This is a genomic window from Trichlorobacter lovleyi (genome assembly GCF_015239775.1).
GTDB classification, from domain to species: domain Bacteria; phylum Desulfobacterota; class Desulfuromonadia; order Geobacterales; family Pseudopelobacteraceae; genus Trichlorobacter; species Trichlorobacter lovleyi_B.
Genome location: NZ_CP058409.1, coordinates 1,949,653 through 1,967,926 on the forward strand (window position 1 = coordinate 1,949,653; position 18,274 = coordinate 1,967,926).

The 18,274-nt window shown below is 54.2% G+C and carries 15 protein-coding genes; all 15 read left to right on the forward strand.

The genetic code is table 11. The annotated features are described in order from the left end of the window. Positions 1 to 116: 116 nt before the first annotated feature. On the forward strand, positions 117 to 1,424 hold the full coding sequence (locus FY034_RS09020; RefSeq protein WP_265549757.1) for a diguanylate cyclase domain-containing protein: 1,308 nt from the start codon (positions 117 to 119) through the stop codon (positions 1,422 to 1,424). Next, on the forward strand, positions 1,421 to 5,005 hold the full coding sequence (locus FY034_RS09025; RefSeq protein ID WP_265549759.1) for a PAS domain S-box protein: 3,585 nt from the start codon (positions 1,421 to 1,423) through the stop codon (positions 5,003 to 5,005). Before FY034_RS09020 ends, FY034_RS09025 begins: the two co-directional genes overlap by 4 nt. After that, positions 5,002 to 5,682, forward strand: coding sequence for a TIGR04283 family arsenosugar biosynthesis glycosyltransferase (locus FY034_RS09030; RefSeq protein WP_265549761.1), 681 nt, complete (start codon positions 5,002 to 5,004; stop codon positions 5,680 to 5,682). The genes FY034_RS09025 and FY034_RS09030 overlap by 4 nt, the downstream gene beginning before the upstream one ends. A gap of 60 nt (positions 5,683 to 5,742) precedes the next feature. Then, complete coding sequence (locus FY034_RS09035; protein ID WP_265549763.1) at positions 5,743 to 6,204, forward strand: hypothetical protein; 462 nt, start codon at positions 5,743 to 5,745, stop codon at positions 6,202 to 6,204. 28 nt (positions 6,205 to 6,232) lie between these two features. Continuing rightward, the gene (locus tag FY034_RS09040; protein ID WP_265549766.1) at positions 6,233 to 6,604 is read left to right on the forward strand and encodes a hypothetical protein; all 372 of its coding nucleotides are present in this window, start codon (positions 6,233 to 6,235) and stop codon (positions 6,602 to 6,604) included. Continuing rightward, positions 6,589 to 7,188 (forward strand): TIGR04282 family arsenosugar biosynthesis glycosyltransferase, encoded by a 600-nt coding sequence (locus tag FY034_RS09045; RefSeq protein WP_265549767.1) that lies wholly within the window; start codon positions 6,589 to 6,591, stop codon positions 7,186 to 7,188. The genes FY034_RS09040 and FY034_RS09045 overlap by 16 nt, the downstream gene beginning before the upstream one ends. Positions 7,189 to 7,232: 44 nt before the next feature. Next, positions 7,233 to 8,294, forward strand: a complete 1,062-nt coding sequence (locus FY034_RS09050; RefSeq protein ID WP_265549769.1) for an NADH:flavin oxidoreductase/NADH oxidase — start codon at positions 7,233 to 7,235, stop codon at positions 8,292 to 8,294. Between the two features lie 105 nt (positions 8,295 to 8,399). After that, positions 8,400 to 8,846 (forward strand): MarR family winged helix-turn-helix transcriptional regulator, encoded by a 447-nt coding sequence (locus FY034_RS09055; protein ID WP_265549771.1) that lies wholly within the window; start codon positions 8,400 to 8,402, stop codon positions 8,844 to 8,846. A gap of 55 nt (positions 8,847 to 8,901) precedes the next feature. Beyond that, positions 8,902 to 9,504 (forward strand): YceI family protein, encoded by a 603-nt coding sequence (locus FY034_RS09060; protein WP_265549773.1) that lies wholly within the window; start codon positions 8,902 to 8,904, stop codon positions 9,502 to 9,504. Positions 9,505 to 9,520: 16 nt separating this feature from the next. Continuing rightward, positions 9,521 to 10,093: a flavodoxin family protein gene (locus FY034_RS09065; protein WP_265549775.1), complete on the forward strand. Its 573-nt coding sequence runs from the start codon at positions 9,521 to 9,523 to the stop codon at positions 10,091 to 10,093. A gap of 74 nt (positions 10,094 to 10,167) precedes the next feature. Then, on the forward strand, positions 10,168 to 10,944 hold the full coding sequence (locus FY034_RS09070; RefSeq protein ID WP_265549777.1) for a DODA-type extradiol aromatic ring-opening family dioxygenase: 777 nt from the start codon (positions 10,168 to 10,170) through the stop codon (positions 10,942 to 10,944). A gap of 79 nt (positions 10,945 to 11,023) precedes the next feature. Next, complete coding sequence (locus FY034_RS09075) at positions 11,024 to 12,802, forward strand: M3 family oligoendopeptidase (protein ID WP_265549779.1); 1,779 nt, start codon at positions 11,024 to 11,026, stop codon at positions 12,800 to 12,802. Between the two features lie 255 nt (positions 12,803 to 13,057). Further along, positions 13,058 to 14,683 (forward strand): methyl-accepting chemotaxis protein, encoded by a 1,626-nt coding sequence (locus FY034_RS09080; protein ID WP_265549781.1) that lies wholly within the window; start codon positions 13,058 to 13,060, stop codon positions 14,681 to 14,683. Positions 14,684 to 14,761: 78 nt separating this feature from the next. Then, entirely contained in the window at positions 14,762 to 15,469 is a 708-nt protein-coding gene (locus FY034_RS09085; protein ID WP_265549783.1) for a carbonic anhydrase, read from the forward strand. A 151-nt stretch (positions 15,470 to 15,620) separates the two neighbouring features. Then, positions 15,621 to 18,221 (forward strand): ATP-dependent chaperone ClpB, encoded by a 2,601-nt coding sequence (gene clpB, locus FY034_RS09090; protein WP_265549785.1) that lies wholly within the window; start codon positions 15,621 to 15,623, stop codon positions 18,219 to 18,221. The last annotated feature ends 53 nt before the right edge of the window (positions 18,222 to 18,274 follow it).

The following is an 18,274-nucleotide window of genomic DNA, read 5'->3' on the forward strand; positions in this document are numbered from 1 at the left end:
ACAGGGAGCATTCCTCAACATCTCACAACCATTTGACATTGTTAGATTGAGCAGAAAACGAGGCAGTTTCCGAACCAGACCGCAGATACGCCGCAACTGAATCGATTGGATCAGCCATGAATCCGCAACAGACAGATCTGCCCCTGATACTGCTGGTTGATGACAGCCCCTCCAACCTGCACCTGCTGGTGGCGGCGTTAAAGGATGATTACCGGATCAAAACCGCTGTCAGCGGCCAGGCCGCTCTAGAGCTGGCAGCCCGTGAAGACCGTCCTGAGCTGATACTGCTGGATATGATGATGCCGGAGATGAACGGGATTGAGGTACTACGCAGGCTGCGCGACAATCCTGACACTGCCGGCATTCCTGTTATCTTTGTCACTGCCGACAACTCTGAGCAAAGCCAGTTAATCGGATTGGAGCTGGGAGCCGACGATTACCTCACCAAACCGGTGGTCACGGCCCTGCTCAGGATACGGGTCCGTAATCTTCTGCAGCGCAAACGGATTGAACGGGAACTGCGCCTCGCCAGCCATGTCTTCAACTACAGTGGTGAAGCGATCATGATCACTGACCGCTCCAACCGGATCATTGAGATTAACAGCGCCTTTACCCGGCAGACCGGATATCCGCTGGAGGAGATAAAGGGACAGGATCCTAAAATACTGTCCTCCGGCCGCACCAATCCGGAAGAATATCGGGACATGTGGCAGAGTCTTCATGATCAGGGGTTCTGGCAGGGAGAACTGTGGGACCGCCGGAAAGACGGGAGCGTGTACCCCAAACTGCTGACCATCTCGACCGTCCGGAACCCCAAGGGGCAGGTTGATTTCTATATCGGCAGTTTCACGGACATCTCCCGCCAGAAGAGCGTAGAGGCTGAAATCCTCCATGTTGCCAATCACGACTACCTGACCGGCCTGCCCAACAGGATGTATGTACAGGTGGTACTGGAGCAGACCATAGCCCTGGCACGCCGGGAACATACTGAACTTGCCGTGATGTTTATTGATCTTGACCGTTTCAAGAACATCAATGACACCTTCGGGCATGCTGTGGGTGATGGGCTTTTGATACAGGTTGCGGCACGGCTTAAGCAGAGCGTGCGGGAAAGTGATCTGGTGGCCCGGCTTGGCGGAGATGAGTTTGTGGTGGTGATGACCAGTCACCTGACTGTTAACGGTGAGATTACCGTGGCACAAAAAATCCTGGAAAACCTGTCACTACCCTATCAGGTCGGTGAACTGACCCTGCGCAGCACCCCCAGCATCGGTATCAGCCGCTATCCTTTTGATGCACTGTCAGTCGAGGAGCTTATGAAGCATGCGGATATGGCCATGTATCAGGTCAAACAGTCCGGCAGAGGACAGTACCGTTTTTTTAAACCGCCACAAGCAGCCGGCAATCCTCAACAACCCGCATGAACAGTACCGCTTTTACCAAAGGGCAGCCCCGCCACTGGGCCATCTTCAGTCTTGGCGTCATCGTACTTGGTCTGGTGCTGTTTCTGTATCTGTTCAGGGAACATGAACGGGCAGGGATACGCGAGCAGGAACAACTTCTGCAGAAGGCGGAGATCATCAGTAAAAACACGGTCTGGAACCTGGAGTCGTTGAACAAACTGCTGCTCAGACTCCAAAAAGACCCTGCCCTGCTGGCAAACGACCCTGGCTACAAGCAACGCTTTGAAGACCTGACAAACGCCATGCCCGGTGTCCGTACCATAGTGCGGCTGGATGCCCGGGGGATAACCCGCCTTTCCAGCAGGGCCGAACTACTGGAAAAGGATTTCAGTGATCGTGAATATTTCAGGATTCCGCAACAACATGCGGGAGAGGATCTGCTGTATGTCTCTCCTCCCTTCAGGACAGCCCTGAACAGCTACGTTATCAACCTGAGCAGGACACTGTACAACCCTGACGGCAGCTTTGCCGGCGTCATCGCAGCCTCCCTTAACCCGGATTACTTCAGCACCCTGCTTTTATCCGTTTTGTACGCGCCGGACATGCGTTCTGCACTAGCCCACGGGGATGGCCTGCTGTTCCTCATGGAACCCGGCCACAAGGAGTTCATCGGCAAAAACCTTGCCGTGCCGGGCAGTTTCTTCAGCAGGCACCGCGCCAGCGGCAAGCTGCAGACAGTGCATACCGGTATTGTCTATGCCACCGGCAGAAACCAGATGATGGCGCAAATCACCATCCGGCCCGTGACGCTGAAGATGAACAAACCGTTGGTGGTGGCGGTATCCCGGGATCTTGAGGTTGTGTATGCCGACTGGCGGAACGAAGTGACCATACTGGGATCTCTGTTTCTGCTGGGTGTGGTGGCAGCCGGTTTCACCCTGCATTTTTTCCATACACGGCATGAGGAGTTTTCAAAACAGAAGGCAGCTTCAGACGAAAGCATCCATAAACTGAGTGAAGAGCTGGATCGATTCTTCAGCATGGCCCTGGATATGCTCTGCATTGCAGATCTGGAAGGTCACTTCAAACGGCTGAACCGTTCCTGGGAAGAAACCCTCGGCTATACCCTGGAGGAGTTGACCGGGAAGCAGTTCCTTGACTTTGTCCATCCAGATGACATCCCGGCCACCCTGGCAGCGCTGTCTGATCTGGATGCAAACAAACAGATTCTCAATTTCATCAACCGCTACCGTTGCAAGGATGGCTCCTACCGCTGGATTGAATGGCGCTCGGCCCCCTGCGCCAACCTGATTTACGCTGCCGCACGGGATATCACGAAACATAAGAATGCTGAGGCGGCGCTTGAAGAGAGTGAACGGTTCATGCGGGTATTGACCGATATCATCCCCGGCATGGTGGGTTACTGGGACAAGGACCTGCATAACCGTTTTGCCAACATCGCCTATCTGGAGTGGTTTGGGAAAACAGCTGACCAGATGCGCGGCATTCATATCCGCGAGCTGATGGGTGACGAACTGTTTGCTAAAAATGAACCCTATATCAAGGCAGCACTGAACGGCGAGCTGCAGCGGTTTGAACGCTCCCTCACCAAGGCCGACGGCAGCATCGGTTATACCTGGGCCCACTATATACCTGACATCGCCGCTGGGCAGACCAGAGGCTTCTTTGTGCTGGTCTCGGATATTACTGAGTTAAAACTGACCCAACTGCAACTGGAGCAACGTACGGCAGAGGCCGAGGCTGCCAACCGGGCCAAATCAGAATTTCTGGCCAACATGAGTCATGAGATCCGTACCCCGATGAACGCCATTCTGGGGTTGACCAGGCTGGTACTTGAGACGGAACTCGATCCGCGCCAGAGAGACTTTCTGCTCAAGGTCTACAGTGCATCTCAGGCCTTGATGGAAATTCTCAATGATATTCTTGACTATTCAAAAATTGAAGCCGGCCGTATTGAAATAGAACAGTTACCGGTCTCCGTTGAAGAGGTTATCAGGAATACCATAGAACTCTTCAGGGCAAAGATTGAAGAGAAAGGGCTTGCCACCACGGTAGAACTGCCTCCCTCCCTCCCTGCCGTGCTTCAGGGGGATCCGATGCGCCTGTCACAGGTACTCAACAACCTGGTGGGAAATGCCGTCAAGTTTACCGAGAGCGGAGAGATCCATATCAAGGTTGAACAGTTGCAGGAAGACAGCAGAACGGTCTTGCTCTGTTTTTCCGTACAGGATACCGGTATCGGCCTTGACAAGGGTGAAACAGACCGGCTGTTCCAGGCCTTTACCCAGGCTGACAACACCATCAGCCGCAAATACGGCGGCACCGGCCTGGGGTTGACTATCTGCCAAAGACTGGTGGGACTGATGGGCGGTTCCATCAGCGTCGCAAGCCAAAAGGGAGTTGGCAGCACCTTCAGCTTTGTCCTTCAGATGCGTAAAGTTCCTCCGGGAACGCAGGCAAGAAAGCTGCACAGCACTGCTGAAGACAACCGGGACAGACCTGACTCTTTGACAGCATCTCTAATGCACCAGAGAAAGCTTGAACTGGACAGGCTGCGTGTCCTGCTGGTGGAAGACAACCGGATCAATCAGGAGGTGGCTGCTGAGATGCTGCAACAGTACGGCGCAGAGGTTACCCTTGCCGAGCATGGTGCTGCTGCGCTCGAGCTGATTACACATCCCTGCTTTGACGTTGTCCTGATGGACCTGCATATGCCGGTAATGGATGGATTTGAGGCCACCCGCAAAATCAGGGAACGGTATGACAGTGCTACCCTGCCGGTGATTGCCATGACCGCTGCGGTCATGCAGGAAGACCGTGAACGCTGCGCTGCAGCAGGCATGGTGGATTTTGTAGCCAAACCGTTCAACCCGGTGGAACTGCTCACCGTACTGAAACGTTTTCAAAAAGCAGCCCCCCCATCGCTACTGCAGCATGATACAGAGGTAACACCTCCTGAGCTGAACGGTTCTGCCACGGATATGCCAGAGTTTGATAGTGTCACTGCCCTGCGTCGCCTGGGCGATCACAGCCTATTGCTGAACAAGCTGTTACTGGCCTTTGTAGAGGAACACGGCCGGTCGGCAGATGAACTTAAGGCCTTGTTGGCTGAAGGTAAAACCGCTGATGCACGGAAGCTGGCCCATAACATCAAAGGTGTCTCCGGCAGCATTGGAGCTGTGCAGCTGATGAAGGCTGCTGCTGCACTGGAGCAGCAGTTGCGTTCAGATGCACGTCAGGCGGATATGGAACTGTTCACCCATGAACTGGAGCTGAGCTTGTCGGCCATCAAACGCTATCTGCTCACCCAGGAACAGGTGGCAACCGGCCCTGCCAGCGATCATAGAGCAGCTGACCATGGGCAGCTGCTCCCCTTGCTACAGGAACTGACCACCTACCTGCGCGAACAGGAACTTGTCCCTGAACAGCTGCTACAGCAGATCGTAACGTTATCCGCCGCTACAGACCACCCGTTACTCACAATTCTACTGCGGCAGCTGGATCGCTTTGACCATGCCGGTGCGCTTGAGAGCGTGCAACAGCTCATTGCCGGGCTGACAGACCAGCCCCGGCCACAATGAAGATTTCAGTTATCATTCCGGTACTGCATGAGCAGGCACAGATCAACGGGATCATCAGCCACCTGCGTTCCATTGATCCTGATGTTGAAATTATCGTTGCTGACGGCGATCCAGGCGGCTCAACCATTGCGGTTATTGCTGATGGCACAGTGTTCCGGCTTGGCTCATCCATCAAAGGCCGTGGTAATCAGTTGGCTGCAGGAGCCGTCACTGCCAGCGGCGATATCCTGGTGATGCTGCATGCCGACACCTTTTTGCCCCCCCATGCCTTCAGCTCCATCCTTGCCGCGATCAACCGCGGGGCTGACTGGGGTGCCTTCCGGCTGGGGATTGATGCAACATCCCCCCCCTATCGCCTGATTGAACGATTTGTTGACCTGCGTTGCATGCTGTTCGAGCTTCCCTATGGTGATCAGGCCATCTTTGTCAGCAGGGCAGCTTTACAGGATATCGGTGGAATCCCCGCCATTCCACTGATGGAGGATGTGGCGTTGGCCCGCAAACTCCGGCAAGCCGGATTCAGGTTTACCCTGTTGCCTGAACGGGTCCGCACCTCCCCCCGCCGCTGGCAGCAGGATGGGATTGTCCGCCGTACCCTGCATAACTGGCTATTGCTATTGCGTTATCTATCCGGGGCTGACCCCCAAAAACTGGCCAATCAATACCGGGCAAATTGACAGTAACTGGTAATGTGTTACACAAACAAACAAAATTAATGATCCTATGGAGGAATCCCCATGAAGAGAGTAGCAGTAATCTCCTGTCTGTTGGTGCTGTTAAACATTGTCTGTGCCTTTGCCGCAGGTCCGGGTAAAGCGGAGTTTGATAAATGGGCCAAGACGGTAAAGCTTGCCGGTTACAGTTATGGCGGTGTGGACCAGACTGATCCCGGTGTTTTCATGGCCGGCTGGATGAGCAGCAAAGGAGATGTACTGGGGGTGCATCTGCATCCGCTTGCCAGCTTCAAGAGCTTTCAACAGGTGATCAACAAGAAAAAACCGGAATCCTTCAGTTACAAAGGACTGCCGGCAGTCTACAGCGACGGTAGCGGCTTTGGCCAGATAGCCATCAAATATGAGAAATCAGGCAAGGTGATCTCCATCAGTCAGATGGGACAATCAGCCCAGCCCAAGGGATTGTCAAAGGCAGAACTGCTCAAGCTGCTGGATGTTATGAAGCCCGAACTGCTGCTGAAATAACTGCTTTACGATTGCAGGAGAAACTATCATGAAAACAGTTCAAACAGTACTTTGCAGCTGTCTGTTCCTGGTTGCCACATCTGCCCTGGCCGCCGATTTTAGCGGAACCTGGTGCCGCCCTCAGCACAGCGGAATGCCGGATGACATTATCTGGGTTGCTTCAGGCACAGAACTCTACTCTGTCAGGCTTACAGAAGGCTGGCAGGGTAAGAATTATTCTCAGGGAGTCGCCTCTGAAGCAGGTAACAAACTGATTGCCACCTTAAAGGGCGAGAGCTCCGGCAAGACAATCCACGCTGTCATGACACTCTCCGGCAATCAGCTTTCGTACCGTTCCTACAAAGACAACCAGACCAGCCACTACTGGCAGGGCAACTACCAGCGATGCTCCAAACCGTAGCCCTGTTCGTCAAACCGCCTATCCCCGGCCGGGTTAAGACCCGCCTGGCCAGGGCTATCGGTGCAGATGAAGCCTGCACTATCTACCGCACTCTGGCTGATCGCACGATTCAGCAGGTACAGGCCAGCGGTACGCCACTGGCCTTGTTCTTTGACGGCTCTGATCCAACTCTGTTGCCGTCTGCATGGCAGCAGGCATCACAGCTCTGCCTGCCTCAAGAGGGGGCTGATCTTGGTGAGCGGATGGCCGCTGCCTTTAGCAGACTGTTTGCCGAAGGCAACCAACAGGTTGTCCTGATCGGCAGCGATATTCCCGGCCTGGATGCCAACTACCTGCAGGCTGCATTCAGCGCCTTGCAACAGCATGATGTAGTAATCGGCCCAACAGAGGATGGCGGCTACTGCCTGATCGGCTGTCACAGCAACTTATTCTCCCCCCGGTTCTTTCAGGGTATACAATGGAGTACCGAGTTCGTGTTTGGGCAGACCTGTCACGCCTGCACCCAGTTAAACCTGGATGTCTGTTGTCTGCCGCCACTCAGGGATATAGACACCCTAGATGATCTGAAAGCAGTACTCAGTTAGCACAGCCATACGTTCTATGGCTTGGTGCCAGACAGGAGCAGACCATGAACCACCTTTTTTCTCCTTTCCGGATGCGTAGCCTTTCAGCCAGAAACCGTATCTTCATGTCCCCCATGTGCCAATACTCAAGTGCCCACGGCATTCCCACGGACTGGCATCTGGTACACTATGGCAGCAGGGCTGCCGGTGGCGCAGGACTCATCATGGTGGAAGCTACGGCTGTGTGCCCCGAAGGCAGAATCAGCCCCCTTGATTGCGGTCTCTGGAACAGTGATCAAGCCAGCGCCTTTATCCCCATAACCCGCTTTATCAAAGAGCAGGGTGCCATTCCAGCATTACAACTTGCCCATGCCGGACGGAAAGCATCCACCCGCCCCCCCTGCCATGGCAGTGGCCCACTCGCTGGCTCCGAAGGCAGCTGGCAAACGGTGGCTCCCAGTCCGCTTGCGTTTGCACCTGATTATACCGTGCCCAAAGAACTGACTGATGCTGATCTGCAAAAAATAGAATCTGACTTTGTTGCTGCAGCTCTGCGGGCTGCATCAGCCGGTTTTGAGGTTGTAGAGGTGCATATGGCCCACGGCTATCTGTTACACCAGTTTCTGTCGCCGATCACCAATCAACGCACAGACAGGTATGGCGGCTGCCTTGAAAACCGGCTGCGCTTTCCGTTACAGATTGCACAGGCAGTCAGACAGGCCTGGCCTGCCGACCTGCCGGTTTTTGTCAGGATATCGGCAACAGACTGGGTTGATAACGGCTGGGATCTTGAACAATCACTTGAACTCTGCAAACAGTTGCAGCTGATCGGCATTGACCTGATTGACTGTTCCACTGGCGGGCTGGTGCCTGATGCTGTCATTCCGGCAGCGCCAGGATTTCAAACCGGCTTTGCCACAGCCATTAAGCAGCGGCTTGGCATTGCCACAGGAGCGGTGGGGTTGATTACATCGCCGATACAGGCTGAACAGATTGTTGCCACTGGTCTTGCCGACACTGTTTTTCTGGGTCGTGAACTGCTGCGAAATCCTTCCTGGCCGCTTTCTGCTGCCCAGCAGCTCAAGACAGAAGCGTCCTGGCCTGTGCAGTATCTCCGGGCGGCTTAACTCCTTCTCCGGGACATCCAAACCAGGCATTTTTTTATTGACCTTTCTACTCAGGAAGAATAGTTTAATATTAAACAATAAAGCATTGACCTATTGGTGATGATCATGAATGCAAAGAAGCCAGCCATACAACAGAGTTTAGCCTGCTATACCAAGCTGATGCGCGCTGCGGAATCGGTAACAGCACGTACCAGTCGCCATATGGCAGCCGCAAATCTGACCATAAGCCAGTTTGGTGTGCTTGAGGCATTGTTGCATAAAGGGCCACTCTGTCAGCGGGATATTGCGGCAAAAATCCTGCGAAGCACCGGCAATATCACCATGGTGATTGATAATCTGGAAAAACGGGATCTGGTTCGCAGGGAGCGGCACCGGCATGACCGCCGCTACCTGAACATTCATCTGACAGACAATGGGGAGCAGCTCATCAAGGAGGTTTATGCCACTGTTGAAGCGGCAATAGTTGCTGAAATGAACGTACTTTCCGATACTGAGCAGCAGCTGTTAGGAGGATTGTGCAAGAAACTTGGGCTAGGTAAAGCAACCACGTAAAAAAATTGGCAAACAATTCAAAAGCAAAACATACGTCAGAAACAGGAGGAAGATCATGAAACGCCTAATCTTTTCACTAATAACCATCATTGCACTGGGAATACCGGCATTAAGCCAGGCAGCAACCTGGAAGATCGATCCGGAACACTCGCATGTCGGCTTTCAGGTACAGCACCTGATGATTGCCAATGTGTATGGTGCGTTCACCACGTTCAACGGTGTTGTTACCCTTGATGACAACGATATCACCAAATCAACTGTTACGGTCACCATCGATACCAATTCCATCAACACCAACGTTGCAAAGCGCGATGAACACCTCAGAAGTGCTGATTTCTTCAATGTTGCCCAGTACCCGACCATGACCTTTGTCTCTCAAAAAATCATCAAAGGAGGCAAGGACACACTACAGATCATTGGCAACCTGACTCTGCACGGCGTCACCCGTCAAGTGGTGCTGAATGCCCGTGTACCGGAGAAAACCAGTAAAGACCCCTGGGGGAATCTCAGGCGTGGAGCAACCGCCAGTGCCACCATCAACCGCAAGGATTTTGGCCTGCTCTGGAACGCTGTGCTTGAAACCGGCGGCGTTGCCGTTGGTAACGACATAACCATTACCCTGGACGTAGAGCTGATCAAACAACAGATCAATAAATAATCAGGAGGAACTCGTCATGTCAACCATAGCCATTATCTATCACAGCACCTACGGCCATACCGAAGCAGTTGCCAAATCAGTGGCACAAGGCGCAGCCAGAGTTGCAGGAAGTACCGTTTCTTTACTGTCGGTTGAAGATATTGAACATAACTGGGAGACATTGCATCAAGCCGATGCCATCATCTTTGGTTGCCCAACCTATATGGGCAGCGCTTCAGCTGAGTTCAAGAAATTCATGGAGGCCAGCGCCAAATTCTGGATGGAACAGAAGTGGAAAGACAAGCTGGCTGCCGGTTTTACCAACTCTTCAAGCCAAAGCGGCGACAAACTCAACACCTTGATACAACAGGCAATCTTTGCCGCTCAACACGGCATGATCTGGGTCAGCCTGGGCATGCTGCCGGGAAACAACGCCAGTACCGCCAACATCACCGACAACAACCGTCTCGGCTCGTTCCTGGGGGCCATGGCCCAGTCAAACAACGACCAGGGTCCGGATGCCGTGCCACCGCCCAATGACCATGAAACAGCAGCACTGCTGGGCCAGCGGGTGGCAGAACTGGCACGCCGTTTCTCTGGCACCAACTGATGTTGCCAACCCATTGCCGGAGCCCGTACCTCAGCACCTGTATGGGCTCCGGTGTTTTACGGGAGTGATCCACCATGCAAACAGCACTACCGGCACTTTTTATCTCACATGGCGCACCAACGCTGATTCTTGAGCCGGGGACAACCCGCTCCTTTCTGACCAGTCTGGGGCAATCGCTACCACGACCCAAGGCAATCATAGCCATATCAGCACACTGGACCACCCATCAACCAACCGTTACCAGCACGCACTATCCAGAGACCATCCATGACTTTGGCGGGTTTCCGGATGAGCTGTATCAGATGACCTACCCTGCCCCGGGAAGCCCGCAACTGGCTGAACGTGTGCAACAGGCACTGCACCAGCAAGGTATTGCCGTACAACAGGACTCGCAGCGTGGCCTCGACCATGGCGCCTGGGTGCCGCTGAAACTGATCTACCCGCTGGCTGACATCCCGGTTATCCAGCTATCGGTGCAGCCCAATCTCAGTCCAGCTCACCATCTGGCCATTGGCAAGGCCTTAGCCCCCTTGAGAACAGAGGATGTTCTGATCCTGGCAAGCGGTTCAGCAACCCACAACCTGCGTGATTTTTTCGGGCGCCCCATTGATGCGGAAATGCCAGCCTATGTCGAGCAGTTTAACAACTGGCTGATCACGTCAATTCTCAACAATGACCAGGCCGCCCTGCTTGACTACCAGCACCAAGGTCCGCATGCTGTACAGAACCATCCCACGCCGGAACACCTGTTGCCCCTCTTTGTTGCCATGGGAGCAGGTCTGAAGCCGGAGTTGCTACACAATGCCGCCACCTATGGCGTCATCTCAATGGCTGCCTTTGCCTGGCACTGACACGTTCGGCTCTGCCTTGACAAAAGCAGGCAAACACTGAATGATGGCAACTCATTCTTTTACGAGGAGCTGCCATTTTATGACAACCATAGACCTGACCTGGAACACCGCCCTGCTCTACCCTGCCCCTGACTCTCCTGAGCTTGAGGCGGACCTTGCTTCATTTGACCAGCTTGCCGCTGACTTTCGCGCTCAATATTTTGAAAAGATCGCAACACTGGATGCCGCTGACATACTCAAGGCCCTGTCTGAGTACGAGGCGATGCAGACCCGGATGGCAAAGCCGTTCTGCTATAGCCACCTGTTGTTTGCCTCCGACTCCGGCAACGAGACCCACCGCGCCCTGTCCCAGCGCTGCTCCGAGCTGGGCAGCCGCCTCTCGCAAGCGCTTTTGTTCTTTGATCTGGAGCTGATGAACCTACCCGATGAGCTGTTCGCGCAGGTCTGCAGTTTGCCTGATGCCGCTCCTTTTGTTCACTTTCTGGAAGGTATTCGCAAGTTCAAACCGTACACCCTGCAGGAAAATGAGGAACGTCTGCTGACCCGCAAAGACCTGACCGGCAGCCGGGCCTTTACCAAACTGTTTGATGAACTGTCTGCCTCGTTGACATACCGGATGGAGTTTGAAGGCGAGATAAAGGAATTTACCGGTGAAGAACTGCTCTCCCTACTGCACCATCCCTCGGCAGAGATCCGCTTTAACGCCCAGACCTGTTTTCTGGAAAAACATGCAGAGTCCGGCAATGCCCTGGTCTTTGGCACGGTCTTCAACACCATGGCCCTGGACCATGGTCAGGAGATGGAACTGCGTGGCTACCAGTCTGCAATCCAGCCCACCAACATCGGCAACGAACTGACCGACGAGGCGGTGGAGCACCTGATGCAGACCACTGAGGCCAACTACACACTGGCCCAGGATTACTTTCGCCTTAAGGCGAAGATGCTGGGGATGGACAAGATCCGCAACTGCGATGTCTATGCACCGGTGGCTGAGGCGCAAAAAAAGTATAGCTTTGATGAGGCCCGCAACCTGACCATTGCTGCCTACCGGAACTACGATCCACAGTTCGGCGATATTATCCAGGCCTTTTTTGACGAGCGCAGGGTGGATGTCATGCCACGCCAGGGCAAGTCCGGCGGTGCCTTTGCCATGGGGATCTCACCAATTGATCCCCCCTTCCTGCTCTTAAACTTCACCAATAACCTGCGTGATATTGCAACCATAGCCCACGAAGCCGGCCATGGTCTGCATTTTGTCCTGTCCCAGAAGCAGAACAGCCTCAACTACCACGCACCGCTGCCTCTGGCTGAGACCGCCTCGGTCTTTGGCGAGATGCTGCTGACCCGCATGCTGCTGGACCAGGAGCAGGATGTTGAAGTCCGCAAGTCCCTGCTCTGCGCCAAGATTGAGGATATCATCGCCACCACCTTCCGCCAGACCGTCTTGACCCGCTTTGAGATGCGGCTGCATGCAGAACGTCAGAACGGCCTGCTCTCCAATGACCGGATCAGCCAGATCTGGCTGGAAGAGAATGCAAAACTGTTTGGTGATGCGGTTGAGATGATTCCGGCCTACAGCTGGGGCTGGTCCTACATCAGTCACTTTATTCACAGCCGTTTTTACTGTTACTCCTATACCTTTGCCGAACTGCTGGTGCTGGCCCTGTACCAGCAGTACCGCGAGACCGGAGAGAGTTTTAAACCAGGCTACCGGGCACTCCTGGAGTCAGGCGGTGCCCTGTCGCCCGCCGACACGGCTAAACTGGCCGGCATTGATATCGAATCTGCCGATTTATGGCAGAAGGGCTATGATTTTCTGGGTGGCTTGATTGAGGAATTGAAGGGAGTAATCGAATAGTTCAGCCCAGCTATCTATCGCACGGCTGTGCTGTTTCAGACATCCCGGTACGTTCCTTTATTCCCGAGAGCACTGCATACCAGACCAGATATACCCGGCGACTGATCGTGCCGGGTATATTTTTTTGTACAGCGCAAAAGTGTAAATAAACTTTACACCTGACCTTGTACTTGCTCCAAATACTGGTATACAAAATTTGACACCGTGATGTTACGAACCGGTGTCAGAAACAAACATCATGGCCAGGAGGCAATTATGCTGTCAAACATCAAGCTCGGTCCCAAGTTGATCGGTAGTTTTCTGGTGGTGGCGTTGATTGCCATGCTGATCGGCATCTTCGGTTATTTTCAGATCCACAGGATTGATGATGCCGACACCATGCTCTATGAAAAAGGACTTACACCTACAGCAAAAATCGGGATTATTGCTGCCAGTTTTCATCGCATGCGGGTTAATCTGCGTGACCTCCTGGCGGCAAAAGACACTGCCGAAACAGAAAAGTTTACCAAAAGAATCAACGAATTACGATCAACCATCGAAACAGCTGATAAAGAGCTTGAAAAAAACCTGCCAGACGCAGAAGCAAAAAAATTGTTTGATGAACTTTCAAACGCACGCAAAAGCTACATTCCCTTCTTAGATCAATCCATTGCCATGGCAAAAGAAAACAAGCACGCAGATGCCTTGGAACTCCTCAAAGGCGATGCAGCTAGCACGGCAGTACGGGCAGAAATTGAATCAATAGACAAGCTTAGTGAATATTTAACAAAATCAGGCAAATCCATATCTGACCAGAACACCGTTACCGCAAACAGGGCTGGCTGGATCATGATCGGGGCAGCAGCGCTTGGATCTATCCTGGCCTTTGTCTTGGGGCTGATTATCTCGCGTTCCATCAGTCTGCCGGTAACGACTCTGGCTGGCCAGGCCCGCCAGGTCGCTGATGGTGACCTGCAGGTACAGATTGATTATCGCTCCGGGGATGAAGTCGGTGAACTGAGCGAGGCGTTCCGCACCATGACTGAAGGACTGCGCACAACGCTCACCAAGGTGGCTGACACCTCAACCCAAGTGGCCTCTGCTGCCAACCAGCTGCAAGCCACGGCCATCAGAATCGCCACCGGGGCTGAAGAGGTTGCAGCCCAGTCAGCCACTGTGGCAACAGCCAGCGAAGAGATGGCTGCCACCAGCAGCAGCATATCCGACAATTGCCAGCAGGCTGCTGATGGTTCCAGCCAGGCCACACAGGCTGCGGTAACCGGTTCCAGTGTGGTTTCTTCCACGATCTGCGGCATGGAGCGGATCGCCAGCCGCGTACGCAGCTCAGCTGAGACGGTTGCCTCTCTTGGCTCCCGCTCTGATCAGATCGGTGCCATTGTTGCCACGATTGAAGATATTGCCGACCAGACCAATCTACTGGCCTTGAATGCTGCCATTGAGGCGGCCCGCGCCGGTGAACAGGGCCGTGGTTTTGCCGTGGTTGCCGATGAGGTGAGGGCCCTTGCTGAGCGAACCACCCGCGCCACCCGTGAGATCAGTGAGATGATCAAGGCGATCCAGACCGAGACCAGGGCAGCAGTTGGTGAGATGGAACAAGGGGTTCAAGAGGTACAGCAAGGCACCGAAGATGCTGCCCGCTCCGGCGAGGCATTACAGGAAATTCTCTCTAAAATCAATGATGTGTCAATGCAGGTCAATCAGGTGGCAACAGCAGCCGAAGAGCAGACAGCCACAACCAGTGAGATTACCAACAACATCCATCAGATCAGTGATGTGGTGCAAGATACCGCCAGCGGTGCTCAAGAGTCGGCAGCTGCAGCAAGTCAGCTGGCCGGCAATGCGGAGGAATTACAGCGGCTGGTTCGTCAGTTCAGGTTATAAAAATCAAGACAATGATGGCTAACAACGGTCTGATGCGCGGTACATGTCCAGAATGACAAATCAACGGGGAGGTCTACAATGGTAAAAAGAATCATCGCTGGGATAATCGGATCCGCACTGCTGGCAGCAGGCCTGGTATTTGCCTCAGCCACCCATCCGGCAATATCGGCTGACGAGGCGCTGCAAAAACTGGTTGAGGGTAACAAACGCTATTTGGATGAAAAACCGACTGCAGCCCAACGCTGCACCACGGCATCACGGGCAGCCCTGACAAAGTCTCAATCACCGTACGCCATCATCCTGACCTGTTCAGATTCACGTGTTCCACCGGAACTGCTTTTTGACAGCGGCCTTGGCGAACTGTTTGTGATCCGGGTGGCCGGCAATATCCCTGACCCGGTGGTGTTGGGCAGCATTGAATATGCCGCTGAACACCTTGGCACACCTCTCGTCATGGTGCTTGGCCATGAGCGCTGCGGTGCGGTAACAGCCACTGTTGATGCCAAAGGCAAGGCCCACGGCAATATTGGCGCAATCGTGAAGACTATTGCCCCTTCCATCAAAAAGGCAACCAAAGATTGCGCTGCCTGCAAAGAAGATAAACAGTGTGAAAAAACCAGAAAGAGTGAGTATGTGGAGTGCGTTATTGATACGAACGTCAAACTGGTCACCGCAAACCTGACCAAAAATTCAAAGGTACTGCAACATCTGGTTGAACAAAAAAAGCTGAAGATTGTTTCCGCCAAGTACGACCTTGACGACGGTAAGGTTACACTCTTCAAATAACAGGAGGGTCAGATAGCTGACCCGTTCCGCGTAGCAAAGCCCCCTCCGAAACCAGAGGGGGCTTTTTTGTTGCCATGCCTTGACTTATTCGGTTCACATGCTTAGCTCTAATTACAGGTACCGCATGTACTGATGAAAGGAAGCAAACTGTATGGACATCAATCGCTTGACCCAAAAATCACAGGAGGCCCTGGGGGCTGCCCAGGCTAAAGCAACCAGTTATGGCCATGTGGAGGTGGATGGCGAACATCTGCTCTGGGCCCTGCTGGATCAGGAAAACGGCCTGGTGCCCCGTATTCTGTCCAAGATGGATGTGGATGTTCCGAGCCTGCTCAAGGCCACCGAGGTCGAGCTTGACCGCAGGGCACGGGTCTCCGGCCCGGGTGCGGAACCGGGCAAGATCCATGTATCGCAACGTTTTTCCCGTTTATTGGTGGCTGCCGAGTCTGAAGCCAAGCGGTTAAAGGATGACTATATCTCGGTTGAACATCTGCTGATGGCGTTGATGGCAGAAGGAGAAGGCAGCGGCGCCGGCAAGCTGCTCAAACAGCACAACATCACGCAGGAACGGCTGTTGGCCGCCCTGACTGAAGTCCGGGGCAACCAGCGGGTAACCTCGGCCAATCCGGAAGAGACCTATGAGGCACTGGAGAAATACGGTCGCGACCTGGTCAAGATGGCCCGTACCGACAAGCTTGACCCGGTCATCGGCCGTGACGAAGAGATCCGGCGGGTGATCCGTATCCTGTCCCGCAAGACCAAGAACAACCCGGTCCTGATCGGTGAGCCGGGGGTGGGCAAGACCGCCGTGGTTGAGGGGCTGGCCCAGCGGATCGTGAAGGGTGATGTGCCTGAAGGACTGAAGGACAAGACCATCTTTGCCCTGGATATGGGTTCTCTGATTGCCGGTGCCAAATACCGCGGGGAGTTTGAAGAGCGTCTCAAGGCGGTCTTAAACGAAATCAAGCAGGCAGAAGGAAGAATCATCCTGTTTATTGATGAACTGCACACCATTGTTGGGGCCGGCAAGGCGGAAGGGGCCATGGATGCCGGCAACATGCTGAAGCCGATGCTGGCCAGGGGGGAACTGCACTGCATCGGTGCCACCACCCTGGATGAATACCGCCAAAACATAGAGAAAGATCCGGCCCTTGAGCGCCGTTTCCAACCGGTACTGGTTGATCAGCCCACCGTAGAAGATACGGTCTCGATCCTGCGCGGCCTTAAGGAACGTTTTGAGGTGCATCACGGGGTCAAGATTCAGGACAATGCCCTGGTGGCCGCATCCACCCTCTCCCATCGCTATATCACCGAACGGTTCCTGCCGGACAAGGCGATTGATCTGGTGGACGAGGCCTGCGCCATGCTGCGCACCGAGATCGACTCCTTGCCGTCTGAACTTGACACCATCTCCCGCCGGGTGGTGCAGCTCGAGATCGAAGAACAGGCGCTCAAGCATGAAAAGGATCAGGCCAGTCGTGAACGCCTTGAAACACTGCGCAAAGAGCTGGTGGAAGAGCGGGAAAAAGCCGATTCCATGCGGGCCCAGTACGATGCTGAAAAGGTAGCGATCCAGCGGGTACAGGGACTACGGGAACAGATTGAGAAGACCCGCCGCGAGATTGAGCAGGCCGAACGCTCCTATAACCTGGAACAGGCCTCTAAGTTGAAATATTCTGAACTGCCCGGTCTTGAAACCGCTCTCAAGAATGAAGAGGCAGCCCTCAACAGTAAACAGGGTGGCCAGAAACTGCTGCGGGAAGAGGTAACCGAAGACGAGATAGCCGAGATCGTTGCCCACTGGACCGGTATTCCGGTTACACGGCTGGTTGAGACTGAGCGGGACAAGCTGCTCAAGCTGGACGAGATCCTGCACCAGCGGGTGGTAGGTCAGGATGAGGCAGTGCAGCTGGTGGCAGATGCCGTACTGCGGGCCCGCTCCGGTATCAAGGACCCCAAACGCCCGATCGGCTCATTCATCTTCCTGGGCCCCACCGGGGTTGGTAAGACCGAGCTGGCCCGGACCCTGGCCGAGTCTCTGTTTGACTCGGAGGAAAACATGGTGCGGATCGACATGTCTGAGTACATGGAAAAATTTGCCGTTTCGCGCCTGATTGGAGCCCCTCCAGGCTATGTGGGCTACGAGGAGGGTGGTCAGTTGACCGAGGCGGTACGCCGCAAACCCTACTGTGTGCTGCTGTTTGATGAAATAGAAAAGGCCCACCCGGATGTTTTCAACATCCTGCTGCAGATCCTGGATGACGGCCGGGTCACCGATAGTCACGGTCGCACCGTAAGCTTCAAGAACACGGTGATCATCATGACATCAAATATAGGTGCGCCACATCTGCTTGAAGGAATCACACCTGATGGCGACATCCGCGAATCAGCCAGGATCGCGGTTATGAATGAGCTGAAGCATGCCTTCAGGCCTGAATTCCTGAACCGGGTGGATGATATCGTACTGTTCAAGCCGCTGCACCTGGATGAGGTCACCCGCATTGCCGGTCTGCTGGCCAGACAGCTGGTGGAGCGTTTGAAGGACCGCCGGATCAACCTGGAGATCAGTGACGAAGCCTTGAGGCAGATTGCCCGGGCCGGCTATGACCCGATCTATGGTGCCCGTCCCTTGAAACGCTACCTCCAGCGAGAGCTGGAGACAAAGGTTGCCCGGGCCATTATTGCCGGACAAGTAACTGATGGCGGCACCTTGCGGGTGGAGTTTGAGGACGGGAAACTGATCATCCACTGATCAGTCTGCTGACAGCATAATATATGGCACCTTTACGCGCCCTGGGCAGACAG

Coding starts and splice junctions, on each gene's coding strand:
- FY034_RS09020 (WP_265549757.1), top strand. CDS start 117: ATGAATCCGCAACAGACAGATCTGCCCCTGATACTGCTGGTTGATGAC.
- FY034_RS09025 (WP_265549759.1), top strand. CDS start 1,421: ATGAACAGTACCGCTTTTACCAAAGGGCAGCCCCGCCACTGGGCCATC.
- FY034_RS09030 (WP_265549761.1), top strand. CDS start 5,002: ATGAAGATTTCAGTTATCATTCCGGTACTGCATGAGCAGGCACAGATC.
- FY034_RS09035 (WP_265549763.1), top strand. CDS start 5,743: ATGAAGAGAGTAGCAGTAATCTCCTGTCTGTTGGTGCTGTTAAACATT.
- FY034_RS09040 (WP_265549766.1), top strand. CDS start 6,233: ATGAAAACAGTTCAAACAGTACTTTGCAGCTGTCTGTTCCTGGTTGCC.
- FY034_RS09045 (WP_265549767.1), top strand. CDS start 6,589: ATGCTCCAAACCGTAGCCCTGTTCGTCAAACCGCCTATCCCCGGCCGG.
- FY034_RS09050 (WP_265549769.1), top strand. CDS start 7,233: ATGAACCACCTTTTTTCTCCTTTCCGGATGCGTAGCCTTTCAGCCAGA.
- FY034_RS09055 (WP_265549771.1), top strand. CDS start 8,400: ATGAATGCAAAGAAGCCAGCCATACAACAGAGTTTAGCCTGCTATACC.
- FY034_RS09060 (WP_265549773.1), top strand. CDS start 8,902: ATGAAACGCCTAATCTTTTCACTAATAACCATCATTGCACTGGGAATA.
- FY034_RS09065 (WP_265549775.1), top strand. CDS start 9,521: ATGTCAACCATAGCCATTATCTATCACAGCACCTACGGCCATACCGAA.
- FY034_RS09070 (WP_265549777.1), top strand. CDS start 10,168: ATGCAAACAGCACTACCGGCACTTTTTATCTCACATGGCGCACCAACG.
- FY034_RS09075 (WP_265549779.1), top strand. CDS start 11,024: ATGACAACCATAGACCTGACCTGGAACACCGCCCTGCTCTACCCTGCC.
- FY034_RS09080 (WP_265549781.1), top strand. CDS start 13,058: ATGCTGTCAAACATCAAGCTCGGTCCCAAGTTGATCGGTAGTTTTCTG.
- FY034_RS09085 (WP_265549783.1), top strand. CDS start 14,762: ATGGTAAAAAGAATCATCGCTGGGATAATCGGATCCGCACTGCTGGCA.
- clpB (WP_265549785.1), top strand. CDS start 15,621: ATGGACATCAATCGCTTGACCCAAAAATCACAGGAGGCCCTGGGGGCT.